The sequence below is a fragment of the Leucobacter chromiireducens genome (assembly GCF_003917135.1).
Lineage (GTDB): Bacteria > Actinomycetota > Actinomycetes > Actinomycetales > Microbacteriaceae > Leucobacter > Leucobacter chromiireducens_A.
The window spans coordinates 17963-40000 of the sequence record NZ_RPDI01000022.1 but is presented as its reverse complement, the minus strand read 5'-3'; the positions used below and the strand labels follow the sequence as shown (position 1 = coordinate 40000).

21 protein-coding genes are annotated in these 22038 nt (G+C 69.9%); 8 read left to right on the top strand and 13 right to left on the bottom strand.

Annotated elements, in window-relative coordinates; translation table 11 throughout:
* Positions 1 to 29 precede the first annotated feature (29 nt).
* From EGM46_RS10880 to EGM46_RS10865, 4 genes are read right to left on the bottom strand one after another with little or no spacing between them, the layout of a single operon-like run.
* Positions 30 to 1019 (bottom strand): C-terminal binding protein, encoded by a 990-nt coding sequence (locus tag EGM46_RS10880; protein WP_241156295.1) that lies wholly within the window; start codon positions 1017 to 1019, stop codon positions 30 to 32.
* The gene (locus tag EGM46_RS10875) at positions 1016 to 2677 is read right to left on the bottom strand and encodes a thiamine pyrophosphate-binding protein (protein WP_125100179.1); all 1662 of its coding nucleotides are present in this window, start codon (positions 2675 to 2677) and stop codon (positions 1016 to 1018) included. Before EGM46_RS10875 ends, EGM46_RS10880 begins: the two co-directional genes overlap by 4 nt.
* A gap of 2 nt (positions 2678 to 2679) precedes the next feature.
* Positions 2680 to 4353: an amidohydrolase gene (locus EGM46_RS10870; RefSeq protein WP_125100178.1), complete on the bottom strand. Its 1674-nt coding sequence runs from the start codon at positions 4351 to 4353 to the stop codon at positions 2680 to 2682.
* A 5-nt stretch (positions 4354 to 4358) separates the two neighbouring features.
* On the bottom strand, positions 4359 to 5714 hold the full coding sequence (locus EGM46_RS10865) for an MFS transporter (protein WP_125100177.1): 1356 nt from the start codon (positions 5712 to 5714) through the stop codon (positions 4359 to 4361).
* A 225-nt stretch (positions 5715 to 5939) separates the two neighbouring features.
* Between EGM46_RS10865 and EGM46_RS10860 the strand changes: the two genes are divergently transcribed.
* Positions 5940 to 6902: an Lrp/AsnC family transcriptional regulator gene (locus EGM46_RS10860; RefSeq protein WP_125100176.1), complete on the top strand. Its 963-nt coding sequence runs from the start codon at positions 5940 to 5942 to the stop codon at positions 6900 to 6902.
* Positions 6903 to 6951: 49 nt separating this feature from the next.
* Here the strand turns inward: EGM46_RS10860 and EGM46_RS10855 are convergent, their stop codons facing one another.
* From EGM46_RS10855 to EGM46_RS10840, 4 genes are all read right to left on the bottom strand, one after another.
* Positions 6952 to 7236, bottom strand: a complete 285-nt coding sequence (locus tag EGM46_RS10855; protein WP_125100175.1) for a hypothetical protein — start codon at positions 7234 to 7236, stop codon at positions 6952 to 6954.
* Positions 7237 to 7355: 119 nt separating this feature from the next.
* Positions 7356 to 7805, bottom strand: coding sequence for a cupin domain-containing protein (locus tag EGM46_RS10850; protein WP_125100174.1), 450 nt, complete (start codon positions 7803 to 7805; stop codon positions 7356 to 7358).
* Positions 7806 to 7921: 116 nt separating this feature from the next.
* Entirely contained in the window at positions 7922 to 8695 is a 774-nt protein-coding gene (locus tag EGM46_RS10845; protein ID WP_125100173.1) for an IclR family transcriptional regulator, read from the bottom strand.
* A gap of 13 nt (positions 8696 to 8708) precedes the next feature.
* Positions 8709 to 9722 (bottom strand): AraC family transcriptional regulator, encoded by a 1014-nt coding sequence (locus EGM46_RS10840; protein ID WP_125100172.1) that lies wholly within the window; start codon positions 9720 to 9722, stop codon positions 8709 to 8711.
* 140 nt (positions 9723 to 9862) lie between these two features.
* Between EGM46_RS10840 and EGM46_RS10835 the strand changes: the two genes are divergently transcribed.
* The 4 genes from EGM46_RS10835 to EGM46_RS10820 all read left to right on the top strand — a co-directional run bounded on the left by EGM46_RS10835 (position 9863) and on the right by EGM46_RS10820 (position 14144).
* Positions 9863 to 10654: an SDR family oxidoreductase gene (locus EGM46_RS10835; protein WP_125100171.1), complete on the top strand. Its 792-nt coding sequence runs from the start codon at positions 9863 to 9865 to the stop codon at positions 10652 to 10654.
* Between the two features lie 68 nt (positions 10655 to 10722).
* Complete coding sequence (locus tag EGM46_RS10830) at positions 10723 to 11982, top strand: styrene monooxygenase/indole monooxygenase family protein (protein ID WP_125100170.1); 1260 nt, start codon at positions 10723 to 10725, stop codon at positions 11980 to 11982.
* A gap of 15 nt (positions 11983 to 11997) precedes the next feature.
* The gene (locus tag EGM46_RS10825) at positions 11998 to 12561 is read left to right on the top strand and encodes a flavin reductase family protein (protein WP_125100169.1); all 564 of its coding nucleotides are present in this window, start codon (positions 11998 to 12000) and stop codon (positions 12559 to 12561) included.
* Positions 12558 to 14144, top strand: coding sequence for a phytoene desaturase family protein (locus EGM46_RS10820; RefSeq protein WP_125100168.1), 1587 nt, complete (start codon positions 12558 to 12560; stop codon positions 14142 to 14144). The genes EGM46_RS10825 and EGM46_RS10820 overlap by 4 nt, the downstream gene beginning before the upstream one ends.
* A gap of 69 nt (positions 14145 to 14213) precedes the next feature.
* On the opposite strand, the gene EGM46_RS10815 is transcribed toward EGM46_RS10820, so the two are convergent.
* The 4 genes from EGM46_RS10815 to EGM46_RS10800 form a co-directional block, all read right to left on the bottom strand.
* A complete protein-coding gene (locus EGM46_RS10815) occupies positions 14214 to 14987 on the bottom strand; it encodes a cyclase family protein (protein WP_125100167.1) in 774 nt (257 codons plus the stop codon).
* Between the two features lie 119 nt (positions 14988 to 15106).
* A complete protein-coding gene (locus EGM46_RS10810) occupies positions 15107 to 17491 on the bottom strand; it encodes a bifunctional salicylyl-CoA 5-hydroxylase/oxidoreductase (protein ID WP_125100166.1) in 2385 nt (794 codons plus the stop codon).
* Between the two features lie 67 nt (positions 17492 to 17558).
* Positions 17559 to 18440, bottom strand: coding sequence for an acyl-CoA thioesterase (locus tag EGM46_RS10805; protein WP_125100165.1), 882 nt, complete (start codon positions 18438 to 18440; stop codon positions 17559 to 17561).
* On the bottom strand, positions 18437 to 19303 hold the full coding sequence (locus EGM46_RS10800) for a fumarylacetoacetate hydrolase family protein (protein WP_125100164.1): 867 nt from the start codon (positions 19301 to 19303) through the stop codon (positions 18437 to 18439). Before EGM46_RS10800 ends, EGM46_RS10805 begins: the two co-directional genes overlap by 4 nt.
* A gap of 189 nt (positions 19304 to 19492) precedes the next feature.
* Here EGM46_RS10800 and EGM46_RS10795 point away from each other — a divergent pair, with 189 nt between their 5' ends.
* Both EGM46_RS10795 and EGM46_RS10790 read left to right on the top strand, forming a co-directional pair.
* A complete protein-coding gene (locus EGM46_RS10795; RefSeq protein WP_125100163.1) occupies positions 19493 to 19897 on the top strand; it encodes a RidA family protein in 405 nt (134 codons plus the stop codon).
* A gap of 15 nt (positions 19898 to 19912) precedes the next feature.
* Positions 19913 to 20314 (top strand): PaaI family thioesterase, encoded by a 402-nt coding sequence (locus EGM46_RS10790; RefSeq protein ID WP_125100162.1) that lies wholly within the window; start codon positions 19913 to 19915, stop codon positions 20312 to 20314.
* A 57-nt stretch (positions 20315 to 20371) separates the two neighbouring features.
* Here the strand turns inward: EGM46_RS10790 and EGM46_RS10785 are convergent, their stop codons facing one another.
* The gene (locus tag EGM46_RS10785) at positions 20372 to 20857 is read right to left on the bottom strand and encodes a VOC family protein (protein WP_125100161.1); all 486 of its coding nucleotides are present in this window, start codon (positions 20855 to 20857) and stop codon (positions 20372 to 20374) included.
* A gap of 120 nt (positions 20858 to 20977) precedes the next feature.
* Between EGM46_RS10785 and EGM46_RS10780 the strand changes: the two genes are divergently transcribed.
* Complete coding sequence (locus EGM46_RS10780) at positions 20978 to 21799, top strand: PaaX family transcriptional regulator (RefSeq protein ID WP_125100160.1); 822 nt, start codon at positions 20978 to 20980, stop codon at positions 21797 to 21799.
* Positions 21800 to 22038: the final 239 nt, after the last annotated feature.

Genomic DNA, 22038 nt, shown 5'->3' with positions numbered 1-22038 from the left:
AGGGCAGTGCGGTGTGTGAGGGTCGACAACTATGCGGGCACGTTCGCCGGCCGGTTGACGGGGGACTCTGGGCGTCCGGTCTCCGCGAGCGCCACGGCGTTCGCAGCCTGCACGCGCACGTACTCCCCCTCGGTGAAGGAGGAGAAGTACGCGATGTGCGGGGTGAGTACCACATCGGCGCGACCGAGCAGCGGGTGGGAGGCGGCCGGCGGCTCCTGATCGAGCACGTCGAGCGCCGCCGCGGAGAGCTGTCCGGCGTCGAGCGCTGCGGCGAGCGCGGCGCTGTCGATGAGGCCGCCACGCGACACGTTCAGCACCACGGTCCCGGGCGGCATGGCCGCGATGAACTCAGCGTCGAGCAGGTGCTCGGTGTCGGGGGTGAGCGGCAGGTGCAGGGAGAGCACGTGCGCGCGGTCGCGCACCTCGGCGAGCTCGGCCCTGCGGATCCCGAGCACCTTGAGGTCGGCGCGCACCTCGGGGGTGTCGGGGAGGAACGGATCGTAGCCGATGATGCCCCCGAACAACGGGCCGGCGACGCGGGCGAACTCGCGCCCGATCTTGCCGAGTCCGACGATGCCGAGTTGGAGTTCACTCAGTCGGGGCGGGGCGGTCTCCGCGCGCTCGTTCCACCGCTCCGGGGTGGCGGAGCCCAGGTAGAAGGGCAGCTGCCGCGTTGCGTGGAGCAGGAGCGCGAGCGCGTGCGTCGCGACCTCCTCGGTGGCGGCGCCTGGCACGTTGGTGACCCAGATGCCGTGCTCGCTCGCGGCGTCCAGGTCGACGAAGTCGAACCCCATCGACATGAGGGCGATGAGTTTCAGCTTCGGCAGCGCCTCGATGATCTCGCGGGTGATCGGCGCGTAGCCGAGCAGCAGTACCTCCGCATCATGGGCTCCCGCGATGATCGCTGCGGGGTCCCGCGTCTCGAGCACGCGGACCTCGTAGCCGGCAGCCTCGAGGAGCGCGACGCCCGCCGAAACGTCGGTGTCGTCCGTGTCCGTGTAGACGGCGAGCGGGCTCACGCGGCCACCCCCGATCCAAGATCGAAGGAGTCCTGTGGCAGGTGAATGAGCTGCAGCCCGCCTGCCGCGCCGGCGGCGCTGATCGCTGCGGTCAGTTCCGCGGCGTTCGTGGCGCGCTGCCCGGCTCCGCCGAACGCGGTGGCGACGGCCACCCAGTCGGGCTGCGTGAGCACCACACCGACCGGCGCGATGCCCGCGTCGGCCTCATTCTGCTTGATCTCGGCGTAGCCGCCGTTGTCGACCACGATCACGGTCACGTCGAGCCCCTGCTCGACGACCGTGATGAACTCCTGCATGGAGAACATCAGCGCGCCGTCCCCGAGCACGGTGAACACCGGCCGCTCCGGGCAGGCGATGCGCGAGCCGATCGCGGCGGGTAGGCCGTAGCCGAGCGTGGCGTACGTGCCCATATAGGGGGTGGAGTTCGGTACGCTCGCGGTGATCGCGTTGAGGAGGCCCCAGTAGGCGATCTGCGAGGAGTCGGTCGAGACGATCGCGTGTTCCGGCAGTACGCTCGCGATGAGCTCGCCCAGTGCGGTGTTCACGGGATCGAGTTCCGCCGACTCCGCACGGACCGCCGCACGGCTCGCCACAACGCTCGCGGCGGCGGTCTCGGCAGCGGCTTCGCGCGCTGACAGGTCCTGAGTCTCGAGCGCCGCACCGATCGCGGCGAGCGCCGCCGCGGCGTCGGCCACGATCCCGATCTCCGCGGCCTGGTTCTTGTGGATCTGCGTGTCGAGCAGGTCGATTCGGATCACTCGGCCACGCGCCTCGAGCGCGTCGACCCAGAGCTCCGCCTCGCCGAGCTTCGCCCCGACAACGAGGAGTACGTCCGCATCACGTGCACGATTTCGCGCGGCCGCGAGCCGCAGGTTCGAGCCGAGTGCGAGCGGGTGGGTCTCATCGAGCACGCCCTTCGCGTTGAGCGTGGTGACCACGGGGGCGCTCAGCCGCTCGGCGAGCTGCCGCAGCTCCGCAGTCGCGGCGCGCGAGCCGCCGCCCGCGAGGATCACGGGGTCCTGGGCCCCGGCGAGTGCGGCGGCAGCCGCCGCGACCACGTCGGCCGCGGGCGCCGCGATGGGGGCGAAGTCGCGCGCTGCGAGCGCGGTCGCCGGCACCTCGTCACCGATCTCCTCCTCGAGCAGATCGAGCGGCACCTCGATGTAGACGGGGCGAGGGCGCGTCGTGGCGAACAGTTCGAACGCCTCGTGCACGGCCGCGACGGCCTCGATCGCCGTCTGTACCCGGCGGGCGCGCTCGACGATCGCCGCGGCAGCGCTCAGCTGGTCCTTGGTCTCGTGCAGCGTGCCGACGTCGGCGAATTCCTTCCCGCGCGCAGGCCCTGGCGCGAGGATGATCATGGGGCGCGACTCGGCGTACGCGGTGCCAGCGGCACTCAGCGCGTTGAGGAGGCCAGGCCCGCTCGTCGTGATGACGACGCCGGGCATGCCCGTCTGGAGCGACCAACCGTCGGCCGCGTAGCCGGCGCCCTGCTCGTGGCGGGAGGTGACCGCACGGATCCCAAACTCCGCGAGCGGCCGGTAGAACTCGAGGTTGTGGGTTCCGGGGATCCCGAACACGGCGTCCACACCGTAGTTCTTGATCGTCTCGATGACCAGCCACCCGGTGGTGCGCTTTGCCGTCGTCTGCGCCGTCATGGTTACTCCCCCTCCGCGCGGAACTTCACTGCGCCGTCGACCCAGGTCTCGCGGACCGGGATCGCGGCGATGTCTGCGCCGTCGGTGTCGAGCGGGTTCTGCCCCAGCACGACGAAGTCGGCGCGCTTGCCCACCTCGAGCGAGCCGAACTCGGCCTCGCGGCCGAGCGTTTTCGCACCCTCGAGCGTGTGGCCGCGAAGTGCCTCCGCCGCGGAGATGCGCAGCGAGTCCTCGCCGAGCTTGTGCCCGCGACGCGTCACGCGGGTCACGGCGGCCTGGATCGCCTCGAGCGGGCGGGGCTCCGCGACGGGCGCGTCCGAGGAGATCGTGATCGGCACGCCAGCGTCACGGAACTCGCCGAGCGGGTTGAAACGCTCGCCGGGGGTACCGATCGCCTGCTCAACGCCCTCGCCCCAGTTGTAGTAGTGCTGGGTCTGGTTGACCGGGCGGATGCCGAGCTCAGCCATGCGGGTGATGTCTTCAGGGGTGGGCAGCCCGCAGTGCTCGATGCGGTGCCGGGCGTCCGCGTCCGGGCGGTCGGCGAGCGCCTGCTCAATCGCGTCGACCACCATCTTGATCGCGATGGGCGACTGCGCGTGCGTCGCGGTCTGCAGGCCTGCCCCGTGCGCCTTGCGCACGAGCTCGGTGTACTCGCGTGGCTCGTGGTAGAGCTGACCGGTGCGGCAGGGATCCCCGAGATACCCATCGGGGAAGTAGGCGGTCCAGCCGCCGAGCGTGCCGTCAGCGTAGAGCTTGATGCCGGCCGCCGAGAGGAACGCATTGCCGAAGGGGCCGGTGAAGCCGAGATCCACCACCTGGTCGAGCAGGTGCGACAGGAAGTACATGGACACGCGCATGTTGAGCGCTCCGCGATCCGCCATTTCGAGGTAGGCGGCGAACTCGCGCTTCGACACCTGCGCATCGCCGATCGCGGTCACGCCGCCGCGGAGGAACTCCCGCTGCACGAGGTCGAGCTGGCGCTGGTGCTCAGCCGGCTCGTCGCCCAGGTGGAAATTGGGTCCGTGGTGGCCAACCTTCACGCCGTGCAGGCCGGTGAGCACGTTGCAGGCGGCGTCCGAGAGCTCACCCGTCAGCTCGCCGTCCGCGTCCCGGAAGAACTCGCCGCCCTCCGGGTTTGGGGTGTCCTTCGTGACGCCGAACTTCTCGAACGTGAACGTGTTGACCACGCCGCCGTGGCCGGAGGCGTTCATGATGTACACCTCGCGATCCGTGGCGATCTGATCGAGCTCGTGTCGGGTGGGGTGACGCTGCTCGGCGAGGTTGCGCTGCTCGTAGCCGAAGCCCCGCAGGGGCACGCCGGCGGGCAGCTGCTTCGCGGCTTCGCGCATCAGCTCGATGATCTCGGGAATGCTCGCTGCCTTCGCCGGGGTGATGTCCACCCAGGTGAGCAGCTGCCCATACATCAGGGGGTGCGCGTGCGCATCGACAAAGCCAGGAACGATCGTCGCCTCTGCGTGGTCGACGTGCACGGGCGCGAGACCAGCGCTCGCCGCCACCTGCTCGCACTCGGCGAGCGTGCCGACCGCGAGGATCATGCCCTCGGCGGTGAGCATGGCCTCGGCCTCCGGTCGACTCTCGTCGACCGTCAGGATTCGCTCGGCGGTGACAATCGTCGGGGCCGAGTTACGTGCGTCATAGGTGGCGAGCGAGCGCATGGTGCTTACTTTCCTTCGGTGGTGGGGACTGCGGTGGTGTCGAGCCGGGGCCGGAACGATCCGGTGACCGGCGCGGTGTCTGAGTGCTGCGGCGCGAAGAACACGCCGAAGAGGGCAACTGCCGAGAGCAGGCCGTAGAACGCGATCACGGACCAGAAGTTGCCGGTCGCGTTCAGCAGCGCCGTGGCGATCGCGGGCGACAGGCCGCCCCACACCGCCGCACCGATGCCGTACGAGAGCGACATGGAGGTATAGCGCGCTTGCGGCCGGAACATCTGCGTCATGATCGTCGAGAGTGGAGCCCAGGCGCCGCTGAGCGCGAGGCGCACGATGGACACGAAGAGGTAGATCATCGCGACGTTGTGGCCCTCAATGAAGAGCACGAGCGGCACGACCGCGGCGAACGAGCCGATGATGCCGAGGTACATGACCCACTTGCCGCCGATCTTGTCTCCGAGCAGCGCGAGCGGGAGGGTCACGATCGCCTCGACGAGCGACGCGATCGTCATCGCGCCCAGGATCGTCTCGTACGGAAGGCCCACCTCTGGGCTCGTCGCGTAGCTCTGCACGAACGTCGTTGCGACCACGTAGCCGCCCGAGGAGATCGCGACGATGCAGAAGCCGAGCAGGATCGGCCACCAGTTGTTCTTGAGCGCGAAGAGCAGCGGCGTCGACTGCTGCTGGCCGCCCACCTTCTCCTCGAACACGGGCGTCTCCTCGACGCGGTAGCGCACCCAGATGCCCACGAAGATCAACACGATCGAGAACAGGAAGGGCACGCGCCAGCCCCAGGAGAACAGGACGTCGTCGCCCATGAGCGCGAGGATCCAGAAGGCACCAGAGGACATGAGCGCGCCGAGCGGGTTCCCGATCTGGGTGAAGCCGCCGTAGAAGTTCTTGAACTTCGCCGGCGCACTCTCGACCGACATGAGGCTCGCACCGCCCCACTCGCCGCCGACCGCGAGGCCCTGGCACACGCGGAGCACGATGAGCAGGATCGGGCCCATGATCCCGATCGTGTTGTAGTCGGGCAGCACTCCGACGAGCGTCGTCGCGATACCCATGAGCAGCAGCGTGATCGTGAGCGCCGGCTTGCGGCCAATCTTGTCACCGATGTGGCCGAAGATGATGCCGCCGAGCGGACGAGCAAAGAACGCGACCGCGTACGTACCGAACGACGCCAGCGTCGCCAGGCCGCGATCCAGCTCGGGGAAGAACACGACGGGGAACACGAGCGCAGCGGCCGTCGCGTAGACGTAGAAGTCGTACCACTCGATCGTGGTGCCGACCATGGCAGCGAAGCCAGATCGGAGCGCGCGCCGGTGCGTGAAGACCGGCGCGCTGGCTGTGGACGATGACATGCAAAGCTCCCTTGCTCGACTGGGGCGCCGCGGGACCGGGTGCGGCGCGCACCATGAACTGTAGAACGAAAGCCACCACCGCGCGATCGCGAAACGGGAGCCAATACGCCCCTTAGCACTTGATATGCGAACAGAGTTCGCAAGAATTGCGATCTCCAGTGCAATAATCGCTCTTCTGCCAACGTTCTGCGCGCCGATTCTCGCAATCCCGCGTATCCTGGGACGATGCACCCCAGGCGTGCGCAGCCGCGCGAATCAGGTCTCGACGCGATCGATGCCGCGCTCATTCGCGCGCTGCAGGAGGACGGGCGCGCCTCGATCAACGATCTGGCCGCCGGGCTCGGCATCTCGCGCGACGCCGCCTCACTGCGGCTGCGCCGCCTCACTGAGCACGAGGGCGTGCGGGTCGTCGCGGCGCTCGACCCGCAGGTGGTCGGCCACCACGTGCTCACGCACGCCGCGGTCGCGGTCGACGGTCCGCTCCGCCCCGTCGCTGACCGCATCGCCGCGATCCCCAACAGCGTGTTCGTGTCGCTCACGAGCGGCAGCATGCCCCTCGTGTTCGAGTCACGCCACCGCGACTCCGCGGAGCTCCACGAGGTGCTCGACGCGGTGCGGGCGATCCCCGGGGTGCGCTCCCTGCTCGTCACGACCTACGTCGACGTGCTCAGCGGGTTCTTCGTCGCAGACCGCCGCAGCCCGGCGACGATCGACGCGCTCGATACGGAGCTCATCAGGCTGTTGCAGCGCGATGGCCGGATGAGCTTCCGCGCGCTCGGCGATGCCGTGCATCTCTCACCCTCGTCGGTGCGTGCGCGCGTGCACCGACTTGTCACAGCCGGCGTGATCCGCATTTCCGCGATCACCTCGGGGCAGCTCACCCGCTCGCGCATCGCGATCGGGCTCGGTATCACCGCGCGGGGCGACGCCGCCCCGATCCGCGAGTTCCTCCTCCGCTCCCCCGACGTGGACTTCGCGGCACGCACACACGGCCGATTCGACTACGTGGCGACGCTCGAGGGCCCATCGGCCGCGCACCTGCTGCGCGCCACCGAGGAGCTGCGGGCGCTCACGAGCGTCAGTGCCGTCGAGTCGTGGGCGCACTACGACATCGTGAAGGAGAACTACGAGCGCGCGATCGAGCGCGCCGTTGGCGGAGCGGGCGGGTGGCGCGGCGCCGAGGCGTGAGCCAGCTGCGCGGCGGTGAGCAGACGCAGCAGCGCGGGATCGCTGCGCGCTAGCCGCCGATCGCGCGCTGGACGCGGCTCAGCGAGATGTTCTCGTGCACGAGCACGCCCGAGCTGGTGCGCTGCTCGAAGTGGTAGCCCATCTTGCCCTGCGACAGCATGCCAATGAGGTACGGCTCAGCGGAGTTCCACATGATCCAGGTGTTCTGTCCCGCGGCGTTCTTCCCGAGGAAGGTGATCTCGATGTCACGGTTCCCGATGCGCTGCACGCTGGGTGCGAGCACGTCATTGGAGAGGGCGACACCGCCGGCCCCCGCATGCTGCATCTCACTCATGCCATGATCCTAGCGAACCAATCCCGGAACCGGACAGGGATCGCCGCGAAAGCGTCAGGCTCCCGCACAGAAAGCGCCGGCCGCGGGATGCTCCCGTGACCGGCGCTCGGCGCTCGCGCTTAGTCGCGGTAGTCGATCTCAAGATCGGAAACGTCCTGATCGGTGAGGTTCACCACGATGTTGTCGGGGTTCCGCGTGGTCAGCCAGATCAGCTCCTCCGAGCGGCTCGCGTTGCCCTCGATGTGCGGCACGAACGGGGGAACGTAGACGAAGTCCCCCTCCTCGAAGTAGGTGATCTCGTCGTATCGCTCGCCGTAGCGGATGTAGCCGCGTCCCTGGAGCACGAAGCCGCCGGTCTCGGCCTCGCCGTGGTGGTGGGGGTCGGAGTGCTCGCCGACTCCGGTGTGCACGCGGCCGAACCACAGCCCGACCACGTCGGTGTTCTCCACCGCGACCCCCGAGTACCGCTTCGCCTTCGCGGTTTGGCCTGGTGCCAGTGGCAGCTCGTTCTTTCGCTGCACGCTGATGCGCTTGAACGGACGACCGAGAGGGTCGAGTGCGTCAGCCATGATGCGTCCTTTCGCTCGCCTCCCACGGGCGGCTCCGGTGCGGCCCGTTGCTGGGGAGGTGCTCTCACGCTACCTCTGATTGGAAACGGCACTCAGAAATTCCTCATAGCGGGAAACTAGAACGCGAGCATCGAGCCGATCCGCGTCGCGGCCGCGGTGAGCTGGACAAGAAGCTCACGCTCGCGCGCACTCAGCTGCTCCCGGTCGGCGCTGAGCGCCATGCGCGACAGCGGCGCCGCGACGGTGAGGCTGCAGGCCACCTCGCCGCTCGGCCGATGCACTGGAACCGCGAGCGCGTACATGTCCGCCTCCGACTCCCCGAGGTTTCGCGCGTAGCCGCGCTCAGCGACCGCGGCGAGCTCACGCCTGAGCAGCTCGGGATCCGTGACCGAGTGCGGCGTCACCCGGGTGAGCGGCCCGGCGAGGAACAGCTCATCGAGCCGCTCGGCGTCGAGCGCGGCGAGCAGCACCTTGCCGCCGGCCGCGGTGTGCGCCGGCGGCCCCTGCCCCACCCTGCTGGTCACGCGCACCTGCCGCTGCGACTCCACCGACGCGGCGAAGAGGCACACCGCGCCGCGCAGCACCGTGAGGTGCACGGTCTCCTCGGTGCTGCGCCGGAGCTCCTGCATCACCGGCTCGCTCACCGCCACACAGTGCTCGATCGCCGAGACGCTCGACGTGAACAGCATCGCGCTGCCGAGCTCGTACCGCTTGCCGCCCGTTTCCTGCCGCACGAACCGCCGATCGCGCAGCGTCGCCACGAGGCGGTGGGCAGTCGAGGTGCCCACCCCCAGCTCCGCGGCGATCTCGGACAGCCGGAGCGGCCCCCGCGCGCGGAGCAGGAGCAGGATGTCGAGCGCGTTCGCGACGGAGTGCAGGGTGCCGGCCATAGTGAGCGCGAGTCTAGCGCCGCAGGGTGTCGGTCGGCGACTCACCAAACCGCCGCCGGTACTCGGCTGCGAACCGGCCGAGATGCGTGAACCCGGCGCGCAGGGCAATGCTCGTCACGGTGTCGCGCAGCGGATCGGCGCCGGTCAGGAGCACGCGCGCGTGCCGGAGCTGCGCGTCGCGGAGCAGTGCGGACGGTGTCGTGCCGCGCACCGCGCGCACGTGCGACTGCAGGGTGCGCAGCGGCACGCCGAGGGTGGCGGCGATGTCGAGCACGGTCGCGCCGTTCGCGACCCCGCTCTCGATCTCCTCCTCGAAGCGGCGCACCAGCGCGTCGCCCGGCGTGACCCGCACGGGCGCGGCGCTCGACCACACCCCGAGCGCGCGGCTCACGGAGTTCTCGACCGCGCCGAGGAAGCGCGCGAGGAGCAGCTCGGCGGAGAGCCGGCGCACGTACGCGCCGTCGGCGGCCGGGCGCTCCAGCTGCCCGTGATGCTCGAGGAGCGCGCGGAGAAAGTCGTGCCCCGCCGGGGAGTCCAGCTGCATGTGCAGGCCGAGCGTCAGCCGGGCGTCGTCGACCCCGTACATGGAGCGCGCGACCTCGCGCAGGCGCTCGCGCTCAGCATAGAAGATCAGGGTCGGCACCCCGGCGTTCCAGCGCATCGCGAACGCGCGGTCACGCGGCGGGACGGTCGCAACGCTCGGCGAGGAGTGCACGAGCGCGTTTCCCACCTCCATCGTCGCGCGGCCGCGCAGCGGGATCTGCACGAGGTGAAAGTCCTGGAGCCCATTCGGCACGCTGATGCGCACGGCCTCGCCGTAGTCGAGCACGTCGATCCCGGTGCCGCCGTCGTGCGCCGAGCGGAGCGTCATCCGCACCTCGCGCGACTCGAGCGGGGCGAGCCCGTGCTCGCAGAAGAGCTGGGAGATCGTGTGGTGCGCCTCGTCCACCGCTGCCGCGCGCGTGGTCGCTCGCGACGTCAGCAGCTCATCGGGACGCGGGAGCAACTCCCGGACGCGCAACGACATACCCGGTCCCTCCGTCCACGGCGACGTTCTACGTCAAACGGATAGGGTCGGCGCATTTTGGATAGTCCCGCCGATCCCCCGCGCGTTTGATTGAGGGTAAGCATACCCACACTCGTTCAATGAAGAACAGGAGATTTGCCATGCCTCATCGCGGATCACTCCCGCTTGCCGACCGCGTCGCACTCGTGACCGGCGGCGCGACGAAAATCGGTCGAGGCGTCGCCGAGGTGCTCCGCGCGGACGGCGCGGCGGTGGTCATCGCCGACGTCGACGAGGCCGGGCTCGCGGCCCTGCCGGAGGGCTTCGACGCGCAGCGCTGCGACATCACCGACGACGCCGAGCTCACCGCACTCGTCGACGGCATCATCGAGCGTCACGGCAGACTCGACGTGCTCGTCAACCTGGCCGCGAGCTACCTCGACAACGGCGCGGAGACCGCGCGGGCCGACTGGCTCACCGGACTGAACATCAACGTGGTGAGCGGCGCGCGGCTCGCCGAGATCGCCCGCCCGCACCTCGCGCGCAGCGGCGCGGGCGCCGTCATCAACTTCAGCTCGATCTCCTCGTCGGTCGCGCAGACCGGGCGGTGGGTGTACCCGGTGAGCAAGGCCGCGATCGTGCAGCTCACCCGGCTCCAGGCGCTCGACTACGCGCCAGACGGGATCCGGGTCAACTCCGTGAGCCCGGGCTGGACCTGGTCGAACGTCATCGAGGAGGTCTCCGGCGGCGACCTCGAGCACGCCGACCGGGTGGCCGCGAGCTTCCACATGCTCGGACGCCTCGGCCGGCCGGAGGAGGTCGGCCGCGTGGTCTCCTTCCTCGCCTCGGACGCGGCCAGCTTCGTCACCGGCGCGGACTACGCGGCGGACGGTGGCTACGCCGCCCTCGGGCCCGAGCAGCGCGATCCAGCAATCCCGCTCCTCGCCCCCTGACGCATTCTCCTCTCGCGCGCACGCGCGCGAGCACCAGGCACACGCAGCACCATTCAGAAAGGCTCCTCATGTCCCAACGACACATCACCATCGTCGGTGCCGGCCAGTCCGGTATCCAGCTCGGCCTCGGCCTGCTGATGCACGGCTACCACGTTCGCCTCATCTCGGACCGCACGCCCGAGGAGATTCGCGCCGGCCGCGTCGCCTCCAGCCAGTGCATGTTCTCGAAGGCGCTGGAGTACGAGCGCGCCGTCGGCGTCGACCTGTGGCCGGACGCGCCACCCGTCGAGGGCATCGGGTTCACCGTTCCCCACCCGGAGCAGCCGGGAGAGCAGCTGTTCAGCTGGGCCGGGCAACTGGACTCCCCCGCGTACGCGATCGATCAGCGGATCAAGTTCCCCGCCCTCATCGAGCTGTTCGCGCAGAACGGCGGCGAGGTCGTGTACGAGCAGGCGGACATCGCCGCGCTCGAACGCTACTCGCTCGAATCGGAGCTCGTGATCGTCGCAGCGGGCAAGGGTGAGATCGCACGCGCGTTCGAGCGGGACGCCCAGCGCAGCACGTACGCGGAGCCGCAGCGCGCCCTCGCGCTCACCTACGTCACCGGCTTCGCCCCGTCGCCCGACTTCTCGCGCGTGAGCTTCAATCTCGTGCCGGGGGTCGGCGAGTTCTTCGTGTTCCCCGCCGCGACGATCGGCGGCGACTGCCACATCTTCGTGTTCGAGGGCGTTCCTGGCGGTCCGCTCGATCGCTGGCAGGGCCTCACGCCCGAGCAGCACCTCGACGCCTCGCTCGACTTCCTGCGCGAGTACCTGCCGTGGGAGGCCGAGCGCGCCGGCGACGTGCAGCTCACCGACGAGCTCGGCGTGCTGCAGGGCCGCTTCGCCCCCACCGTGCGCCACCCGGTCATGCAGCTCCCCTCGGGCCGCACCGTGCTCGGCATGGCCGACGTCGTGGTGCTCAACGACCCGATCACCGGCCAGGGCTCCAACAACGCGTCGAAGTGCGCGCAGAGCTACCTCGACGCGATCCTCGACCACGAGGGGCTGCCGTACGACCGGGCGTTCCAGCAGAACGCGTTCGAGCGCTACTGGGCGCGCATCAAGCCCGTCGCGGACTGGACGAACGCGCTGCTCGCCCCGCCGCCGCCGCACGTGCTGCAGCTGCTCGCGGCCGGCGCGGAGTACCCCGAGATCGCGCACCGCTTCGCAAACGGCTTCACCGACCCGGTGGATTTCGGCGATTACTTCCTCACCCCGGACGGCGCGGAGCGCTACCTCGCGGAGGTTGCCCAGCGCGCCGAGGCCACGGCCGCGGCAGCGGCCTGAACGATCGGATCCACCATGTCACTCACACAGACCGCAGCGTCCGTCCGCACCGAGGGGGCCGCAATGAACACCATCGTTGATTCCGACGCGTTCGATCCGCGAGATCTCCGGAGCGCGTTCGGCCAGTTCGCCACGGGGGTGACCGTGGTCACCACGGTCACCCCCGACGGCGAACGGATCGGGGTGACCGCCAACTCGTTCACCTCGCTCTCCATGGACCCTCCGCTCGTGCTGTGGTGCCCGGGCAGGCACCTGCGCAGCCTGCCGGCGTTCGAGACCGCGTCCCACTTCGCGATCAACGTGCTCGCGAACGATCAGCAGCACCTCTCGCGCCAGTTCGCCACCGGCGCGTCCGACAAGTTCGACGGGGTTGCGCTCCGCGAGGGGCTCGCCGGGCTGCCCGTGCTCGAGGGTACGCTCGCGACGTTCGAGTGCGAGACGGTGGCGCGCCACGAGGCCGGTGATCACGTCATCTATATCGGCCAGATCAGGCAGTACGCACACGCCGCCGCGGCCCCGCTCGTGTTCCACGGCGGCAGCTATCATGACACCACCACCCAGAGCACGGAGGCTTCATGAGCGCGGTTGTCATTGGCAGCGGAATCAACGGCATGGTCGCCGCAGCGGAACTCGCGCGCGCGGGGATCGACACCGTGCTCCTGGAGCGCGCTGACCGCATCGGCGGCTTCATCGCCGCCGATGCGCAGCGCACGCTGCCCGGTTTCCGCCACGACACCTACTCCTCATGGCACCCGCTCTTCGTGTCGAGCGCGGCGTACGGCGAGCTCGGGGCCGAGCTCGCCGCGCGCGGGCTCGCGTACAGCAACAGCGACACCGCGGTGACCGCGAGCACCGCCACCGTGCAGGGCGAGCGCCGCACCACGATCGCGTACCGGGATCCCGAGCGGACCGCCGCCGGCTTCGCGCACGCGGCCGACCGGGACGCGTACCTGAGCATGCTCGCCGAGTTCGGCACGCGTGCGCCCACCATCTTCGGGGCGCTCGGCGCCGAGCTGGGCTCGGCGCGCGTCCTCGGCCGGCTGGGCTGGCAGGCGCTGCGCGCGCTCAAGAGCGCCGGCGTCGAGGAGCTCGCGCGCGACGCGCTCACGAGTGCGCGCAGCTACCTCAGGCGCTCGTTCACCGGCTGGGAGGTCGACGCGCTGTGGACCCCGTGGGGGCTGCACTCGGGCCTCGGCCCGGATCACGCGACCGGCGGCATGATGATCCCCGTGTTCGCCGCGGCGATGCATCAGTTCGGGCTTCCCGTCGTCACCGGCGGGGTGGGCTCGTTCCTCACCGCGTTCGAACAGCTGCTGCGTGACTCAGGCGTGGAGATCCGCACCGGCGAGGAGGCCGAGGAGATCATCGTCGCCGACGGCAAGGTCACCGGCGTCCGCACCTCCTCCGGCACGATCGCCGCCGACACGGTGCTCGCGAGCGTCGCTCCCGGCGCCCTGTACGGAGACCTGCTGCGGGGCGCGCCCGAGGTCGCCGCGCAGCGTGCGCGCGCCGCCAGCTACCGGCCGGGCCGCGCAGCGATGCAGCTGCACTTCGCGCTGGATCGGCCGCTCCAGTGGGAGGATCCCGCACTGCGCGAGGTGCCGCTCGTGCACCTGAGCGACGGCTCAGGCAGCACGGGAATCGCCTGCGCGCAGGCGGAGGCCGGGCTGCTCCCCGCGCGACCCACCGTCGTGGTCGGCCAGCAGAGCGTCATCGACCCGAGCCGCGCGCCCGAGGGCAAAGCGACGCTCTGGCTGCAGCTGCAGGAGGTGCCGTTCGCGCCGGCGGGCGACGCCGCGGAGCGCATCGACGTGCGCGGCGGCTGGGATGATGCCGGGCTCCGCGAGGCGTACGTCGAGCGCGTGCTCGACCGGCTCGAGGAGTTCGCGCCCGGCACCCGGTCCTCGGTCCTCGCGAGCGACGTGATCGCCCCGAGCGATCTCACCGCGGCGAACCCGAACGCGATCTCGGGCGACCCGTACGCCGGCTCCGCTGAGCTCGATCAGAATCTCCGCTGGCGCCCATTCCCCGGGGCTGCCGGGCACCGCACCCCGGTCGCCGGGGTGTGGCACATCGGTGCCGCGACCCATCCAGGCCCGGGCCTCGGCGCCGGCTCCGGGCACCTCGTCGCGCAGCGCATCATCACGGGGAAAACCCGCTAGCGCGCAGCAATTTGGCCCCCGCGAGCTGCTCGCGGGGGCCAAATTGCTGCGCCCGGGGCGCGGGGCGCGCTACGCGGCGTCCACGAACGCGTAGATGCGCGATGGGCTGCCACCGCCGCCGACGATCGGCAGCGGCGCGACCACGATCACGGCACCCGTGGTGGGCAGCTCGGCGAGATTCTGCAGCGAGGTGATGCCGTACTTGTCGTTGCCGAGCAGGTGGAAGTGCGCCGGGAACGGCGGATCGAGTTCGGCCCCGCGGCCGGCGTCGATGCCGACGGTCTCCACCCCGACCCCCGAGATCTTCGTCTCGGTGGCGAGCCACAGCGCGGTCTCCGCGGTCATGCCCGGGGTGTGCGATCCGGTCTCGTCCGCATTGAGGAACGCCTCCTGGCTGTCCGCGAAGCGATCCCAGCCGGTGCGGAAGAGCACCCAGCCGTTCTCGGGCAGCGCGCCGTTCGCTGCCTCCCACGCCTGGATGTCTGCGACGGTCACGAGGTAGTCGGGGTCTGCCGCGACCTGCTCGGTGAAGTCGAGCACGACGGCCGGGCCGATGAGGCGCTCCGGGGGGATGCTCGCGACGTCGCGCCCCTCGCGGCCGCTGATCCAGTGCACGGGGGCGTCGAGGTGGGTGCCGATGTGTTCGCCGGTGTGAATGTTGTGATGCATCCAGAACGGGCCGGGCTCGTTGAAGCGGCTTACTTCTTCGAGGCTGAAATCGATCAGGTTGGCGAACGGGTCGGGCAGGCGCAGCGTCGGCGTTGACGATGACAGCTGGTTCGTGAGGTCGACGATACGCAGGCGGCCTGCGGCGAGCGCCGCGGCGAGGTCGGTGGTGGTCATGACAGTGTTCTCCTCGGTGAGATGTCTGGTGCCGCGGGCCGGCGGGGCGACGGCGTCACTGCCGTCGCCCCGGTGCTCAGTCCCGCGAAGCGATCCTAGTGCGGATGGGTGGCTCGATATCAGGCGGCGGGAATCGTTTTCCCTCCAATCCACCTCGTGTGGGTCTGGTCCTCGTCGCCCGCGCCGGTGAGCAGCTCAAGGCGTGGCCTGATCGCGTCGGTGCGCGAGGTCGGCGGCTTCCGCCTGCCGGCGCGGTACGGGTCGATCCAGGCGGCAGCGTCCCCGCGGAACTCCTGCTCGGCGGCCGCGTGCAGCGTCCAGTGCGGGTTGTAGAGGTGGCCGCGGCCGATCGCGACGAGGTCGCAGCGACCGGCGAGCAGGAGCGAGTTGACGTCGTCGTACGAGCTGATGGCGCCGACGGCGATCACGGGGACACCGGCCTTCTCCGCGACCCGGTTGCGGATCTTGTCCGCGAACGGGGTCTGGTAGCTGCGGCCGAAGCTCGGAGTCTCCTCCTTCGCGATCTGGCCGGACGACACGTCGATCCCGTCAGCGCCGCGCTCGATGAACGCGGCAGCGATCGCGACCGCGTCCTCGTCGGTGTTGCCGCCGGGAATCCAATCGTGCGCGGAGATGCGCACGAGCAGCGGCTTGTCGGCCGGCCACGCGGCGCGCACCGCGTCGAACACCTCGAGCGGGTAGCGCAGCCGCTGCTCGAGCGATCCGCCGTACTCGTCGTCGCGCTGGTTCGAGATGGGCGACAGGAAGGAGGAGAGCAGGTAGCCGTGCGCGGCGTGCAGTTCGAGCAGGTCGAAGCCGGCCTCCGCGGCGCGCACCGTCGCCGCTGCGTAGTCGTCTCGGATGCGGTCGAGGTCGGCGCGCGTCGCGGCGCGCGGCAGGTTGCCGCCTGGGCCGTACGGAATCGCCGACGGCCCAATCACTTCCCAGCCGCCGGTCTCGACCGGCTCGTCGATGCCCTCCCACATGCGCTTCGTCGAGCCCTTCCTGCCCGAGTGGCCGAGCTGCGCGCCGATCTTCGCCGTGGAGTTCGCGTGCACGAAGTCCACGACGCGGCGCCACGCGTCCCGCTGCTCGTCCGTGTAGAGGCCGGCGTCGGCAGGCGAGATCCGGCCGTCGGCCGACGGCGCGATCATCTCGGTCATCACGAGCCCGGCGCCGCCGATGGCGCGGCTGCCGAGGTGCACGAGGTGGTAGTCGCTCACGACGCCGTCCTCGGCCGAGTACTGATCCATCGCCGAAACGATGATCCGGTTCTTGAGTTCCAGCTGCCCGATCCGCGTCGGCTGGAACATGGCGGGCACGTCCTCGCCGGCAACGCGCTGCGCGAAGTTGCGCTGCATCAGCTCGGCGAACTCGGCGTCGCGCACCCCGAGGTTCTCGAAGGTGATGCGCCGCGAGCGGGTCAGCAGGTTGAACGCGAACTGCAGCGGCTCCTGGTCCGCGTACTGGCCGATGTTCTCGAACCATTCGAGGGAGGCCTGCGCGGCGCGCTGCAAGGAGAGCACCACCGGTCGCCGCTCCTCCTCGTACGCCGCGAGCGCCGCGGGGAGGTCCGCCGGGTGCTCGTGCAGGTTCGCCGCGAGCGCGAGCGCGTCCTCCAGCGCGAGCTTCGTGCCCGATCCGATGGAGAAGTGCGCGGTGTGCGCCGCGTCGCCGAGCAGCACGACGTTGCCGTGGCTCCAGCGCTCGTTCCGCACCGTGTTGAACGTGATCCACTTCGAGTTGTTGGTGAGCAGCTCGGCGCCGTCGAGCTCGTCGGCGAAGATCTCGGCGAGCTTCTGCACGGACACGTCGTCGCTGACGCCGGGCGGGAAGCTCTGGCTCTCGCTCGCGTCGAAGCCGGCGGCGCGCCACACGTCCTCGTGCATCTCGACGAGGAAGGTGCTCTCGGTCGCGGAGTACGGGTACGCGTGCACCTGGATGATGCCCCACGGCGTGTGCTTCACGTGGAAGGTGAAAGCCTCGATCGCCCGGTCGAGGCCCAGCCAGATGAACTTCGACTGGCGCGGATCGAGCGATGGGCCGAAGGAGTCGGCGTAGTGGGGCCGGATGCGCGAGTTGATGCCGTCGGACGCGATCACGAGGTCGAAGTCGCGCGACAGTTCATCGACGTCGGGCGCCTCGGTGCTGAAGTGGATCGTGACGCCGAGCTCGAGCGCGCGCTCCTGCAGGAGCAGCAGCAGCTCCTTGCGGCTCGTCGCGGCGAAGCCCTGCCCGCCGACGGTGATGCGCTCGCCCTTGAAGTGGACGTCGATGTCGCTCCACTGCGCGAAGCAGCGCTGCATTGCGGCGAAGATCTCGGGATCGGCGTTCTCGATGCCGCCGAGCGTCTCGTCGCTGAACACGACGCCGAAGCCGAACGTGTCGTCGCGCGCGTTGCGCTCCCAGATGGTGATGTCGTGGCTCGGGTCGAGCTTCTTGGCGAGGACAGCGAAGTAGAGGCCAGCAGGCCCCCCTCCGATGACGGCGATGCGCTTGCCCATGGGCGGAGTCCTTTCGTGCGGTGGGTGGCGGCCCCAACGCTGGGAGCCGCCGCTGCAGGGGTCGAAGTTATGGTGTGCGGATCATGCCCTCTTGGGCGACGGTGGCGATGAGCGTGCCGTCGCGCGTGAAGAAGCGGCCGGTGTTGAGCCCGCGCCCGCGCTGGGCCCCCACCGCCTCCTGCGCGTAGAGCACCCACTCGTCGGCCCTGGCCGGGCGATGGAACCACATGCTGTGATCGAGGCTCGCCGTCACGAGGCCGGGGCTCTGCCAGTGCAGCCCGAGTGCTCGGAGCGTCGGCTCGAGGATCGTGTAGTCGCACGCGTAGGCGAGCGCGAGCTGGTGCGTGCGCTCCGCGTCGGGCAGCGGCGCGAAGGCGCGCAGCCACACGGCCTGGTGCGGCGCGGCGTGCCCGTCGACGGCCAGGTAGACGGGGCCGGGCACGTGCCGCATGTCGAAACCGCGCCCGCGCGCCCAGTAGTCGCCCGCCGCTGACTGGTCGGCGCCGCGCGCGGCGAGGTAGTCCGCCGAGCTCGGCAGCGATTCCGGCTCGGGAACCGCCGGGGCCGTCGGGGCGAGCTCGGGGCCGTCCTCCGGCACTTGGAATGAGGCGGTCGTGAGGAAGACGGGCTTGCCGTGCTGGAATCCGCGGACGTGCCGCGTCGAGTAGCCTCGGCCGTCGCGGAGCAGCTCGACCTCGTAGCGCACGGGCTCCCCGATCGTGACGGGGCGCAGGAACGAGCTGTGGAGCGAGTGCAGCTCCCGGTCGTCGCCGATCGTGCGGAGCGCTGCGGCTGCGGCCTGCGCGACCGAGTCGCCCCCGTACGCCTTCGGCCACGGGACGTACTGCGGCGTCACCTCGAACGCACGGTCGAACACTGCTGGCTCGCACTCGGTGAGCTGGATCGCGGCGAGGAACCGCTCCGTTGTAGCGTCGTTCTGCGGCGTCATGCGCGTGCCTCCTCGGGGTCGGCGAGGGGCGGCGTGACGCGCAGGGTGTTGCGCAGGGTGCCGATGCCCTCGATTGTGGTGGTGAGTGTTTCGCCGTCGCGCAGCCAGCGCTGCGGGGAAGCACCGAGGCCGACCCCGCCCGGCGTGCCGGTGAGGATGAGGTCGCCGGGCCGCAGCTCGGTGAACTGCGACACGTACGCCACGAGTTCCGCGGCGTCGAAGACGAGCTCGCGCGTGCTGGATCGCTGCACCTCGTGGCCGTCGATCTCGCAGTGGATCGCGAGGCCGGCCGCCGGGTCGATCGCGTCCGCCGTGACGATCACCGGGCCGATCGGCGTGGTGCGATCCCACGCTTTGCCCTGGAACCACTGCAGCGTGCGCGCCTGCCAGTCGCGGCAGGAGACATCGTTGGCGACGGTGTAGCCGAGAATCCCTGCCGCGGCCTCCGCGCGGCTCGCGCGCTTGAGCGGTGCGCCGATCACGACGGCGAGCTCCGCTTCCCAGTCGACCTTCGCCGAGCCGATGATCTCGATGTCGTCGCTCGGCCCGGTCAGCGTGTCGGCGAACTTCGCGAAGAGCGTCGGATACTCCGGGATATCGCGCCCGGTCTCGACGATGTGATCGTGGTAGTTGAGCCCGCAGCAGACGATCTTCGCCGGGCGGGCGACGGGCGCGGCGAGCTCGCCGTCGGCGCGCCGCTCCGCCGCGCTGCCCGGCGCGAGCGCCGCCGCGAGCTGCGCGCGCCACCCGGGTGCCGCGACCAGCTCGCCGACGTCGGGGGCGTCCAGAAGAACCCAGTGTTCGTCGTCGCGCACCGCCGCCCTGGTCTGCCCGGTTGCGGTGCGAATCGTCCCCAAGTGCATCGTTGCTCCTGTAGCTCGTGTGGGGCGACCGTGCCCCGATCAGTTCGACAAATCCGGTGGCCGAACACGTGCCAAGTATGTCAGAATATTCACGAACGTCACAAGTGCGAGATGAAATTCTCGCCGCGTCACCCCGTCGCACCCGGCAGCCGCACCCGTTCGGGGGCGGGACCACAGAAGGAGACAACGTTGTCAGCAGAGATCATCAACCCCCCGCAGCTGTGCGCCCCCAAGGGATTCGCGCACGGCGTGAAGGCCGGCCCGTTCGTCTACCTCGGCGGGCAGACCGCGCTCGACGCGAACTACCAGATCGTGCCCGGCGGGATCATCGAGCAGTTCACGCAGGCGTTCGGCAACGTGCTCGCGACCCTTGAGCACGCTGGCGGTACGCCGGCCGACCTCATCGACGTGACCATCTACCTCACCGATGTCGACGACTATCAACGCAACGGGCGCGAGATCGGACGGATCTGGCGCGAGATGGCCGGATCCGAGTACCCCGCAATGGCGGGCATCGGCGTCACACAGCTGTGGCAGCCCGAGGCCCTCATTGAAATCCAGGGGGTCGCCTACCTGGGCGACACCGCACAATGATGTGAGGAGCACACCATGATCACCACGAACACCGGACCGGTACAGACGATCCTCGGCGAACTCGACGAGCGCCTCGGCATTGAGTTTGTACGCATCGGCGCCGAGCGCGCCATCGCGACCATGCCCGTCGCCGGCAACCGCCAGATCACCGGCTCGATGCACGGCGGCGCGTACTGCACACTCGCCGAGACCCTGGCGTCGCTTGCCGCGTGCGAGCATGCCGGCGTCGGCCGCACCGCGGTCGGTCTCGACATCAGCGCGACCCACACGGGCCGCGCGGCGTCGGGCCGCGTCACCGCGACCTGCACGGCGATCCGACTCGGCAAGTCCGTCGCGGTCTACGCCGTTGAGATCGACGACGATCAGGGGCGCCGCGTCTCGACCGCGCGCGTCACCACAGTGCTGCGCGACGCGTAGCTGCGGGCCGCGTCAGGGCGGGTCGGGGCGCCAATTCCGGCGCCCCGACCCGCCCCGTTAGCCGCCCCACATGTAGGGATAGGGGTGCGAGCAGGCCTCGAAGACATTGCCCCACGGGTCCTCGCAGTACACGATCTCGAAGCCGCGCTCCGGGTTGATCGTGACGACCTCCGATCGCTGCTTCCCGCCGGCAGCGACCACCTCCGCGGCGAGCGCCGCGACATCGCTCGCAGTCACCGCGAAGTGGTTGACACCGCTGCGCCAGAACTCGAAGCTGTCGGCCGGCCGCTCGTACGCCGGTGCCGCGAACTCGAAGATCTCGAAGCCGGCGCCGTCCGGGGAGGCCATGTGCGCGAACTGAAAGCGCGTGAAGCCCGCCCCGTAGATCCCGGTCGCCGCCCGCCCGAGCGGGCTGTCGTCCTCCAGCACCTCAATCGGCCCAGCGAGGAGGTAATACTGGAACACATCGCGGTACCACGCTACGGCCTCGCGTAAATTGGGTACCGTAACGCCAACGTGGGAAAACGTGGGGTGAATCGTCATGGAGACTCCTTCTTTCAAGCACACTCCGTTGGGCTTCCCCACAAACTGTCACGATTCTGTGATGATCGCAACAGTTGTGTTGTTTCATCCTCTCCCTCTTCGCAGACAGGCCTTTCGCTCATGAGTTCGAATACTTCTCGCACCCTGCTCGTCACCCTGCTCGGGGCGTTCGCCCGGCGCGCGGGTGATTGGCTCCCCATCAAGGGGATCGTGTCGCTGCTCGAGGAGCTCGACATTGACGAGTCGAGCACGCGCACGGCGGTGTCGCGCCTGAAGAAGCGCGACTGGCTCGCCCCCGAGAAGCGCGATGGCCGCACGGGCTACCGGCTCACCGAGCTCGCGCAGTCCTCGCTGGCCTCCGGCGACGAGGTGATCTGGCACTCGCGCCAGCCGGCGCAGCTCGCCGACGGCTGGTGCATCGCGACGTTCTCGATCCCGGAGGAGCAGCGGGCGAAGCGCCATCTCCTCCGCTCGCGGCTCGCAACGCTCGGCTTCGGCAACGTCGGGCAGGGGGTGTGGATCGCGCCCGCGCGGATGGCCGCCGACGCACTGGAACTCATCGACCACCTAGAGCTCACGAGCAACACCAACCTGTTCGTCGGCCGGCACGCCGGCGGCCAGGATCTCACACGCATGGCGCGCGAGAGCTGGGACCTCGACGCGATCCACGCGGGCTACCGCGAGTTCCTGACCAGGCATCAGGGCGGCTTCCAGCCGCTCCGCCGCCTCGCCCCCGAGGAGATCGCACCGCGCGACGCGTTCGCGCACTACCTGCGCGCACTCGATGACTGGCGCATCCTCCCCATGCGCGATCCGGGGCTCCCGCGCGAGCTCCTCCGCAGCGACTGGGCCGGCGACCCGGCGACCCACCTGATCGAAGAGATCGTCACCCACCTCGACCAGCCGGCGTTCGCATTCGTCGAGCGCGCGGTGAACGCCTAGCCCTGCCCGCCCCCCCCTCACCCGCACGGGGGCGCACGAGCCTGAAGCACGCCGCACGCCGCCCACACCAGGGGCCAGCAGCGCGATCGCCGCTGCCAGTGCATGGCACATTTTGCCCCAGTTCAAACATTCTATTGACGAACGTTACGTTTCTGGGATAGACATTGTCCTGTCACTGTCGACACCTGGCAAGGTTCATCCGGGCGCACCGCGCCCCAATGGCACCGCTCGCCAACTGC